This window comes from Mesorhizobium sp. M2E.F.Ca.ET.209.01.1.1 (assembly GCF_004010375.2).
Lineage (GTDB): Bacteria > Pseudomonadota > Alphaproteobacteria > Rhizobiales > Rhizobiaceae > Mesorhizobium.
This window is the reverse complement of sequence record NZ_SADP02000446.1, coordinates 1-366: the sequence shown is the minus strand read 5'-3', so window position 1 is coordinate 366 and position 366 is coordinate 1. Positions and strand designations below refer to the sequence as shown.

Annotated in this window: 1 protein-coding gene; it reads right to left on the bottom strand. The window is 62.6% G+C overall.

Annotation, left to right across the window (positions count from 1 at the left end):
• The coding region (locus tag EN852_RS36405) for an LLM class flavin-dependent oxidoreductase (protein ID WP_135879727.1) at positions 1–366 on the bottom strand (366 nt) is incomplete at both ends.

Sequence of the window (366 nt, the reverse complement as noted above, 5' to 3'; positions counted from 1 at the left end):
TCGAACCATTCCTGCGCATAGCCGTAGCGTGTGGTGTGGTCGTCCGGCAGCGTCAGCCCAAGCGCCTGATATTCCGGCTTGTTCCAGCCGGCGACGATGTTGAGGCCGATGCGGCCGCGGCTGATCTGGTCGATGGTCGCCAGTTGCTTGGCCACGACCACCGGGTGATTGGCCGCCGTATGGGTGGTGGCAAAGACGGTGAGGTTATGGGTGAGCGCCAACAGGCCCGCCGCCCAGGTGATCGTCTCAAGCACGTTGCCATGAAAATTGGTTTCGCCGCCGTAACCGATCCAGCGGGCGATCGGCAGCATGAAGTCGATGCCGGCATCGTCGAGAAGCCGGGCGAGCTTGAGATTGTTGTCCCAG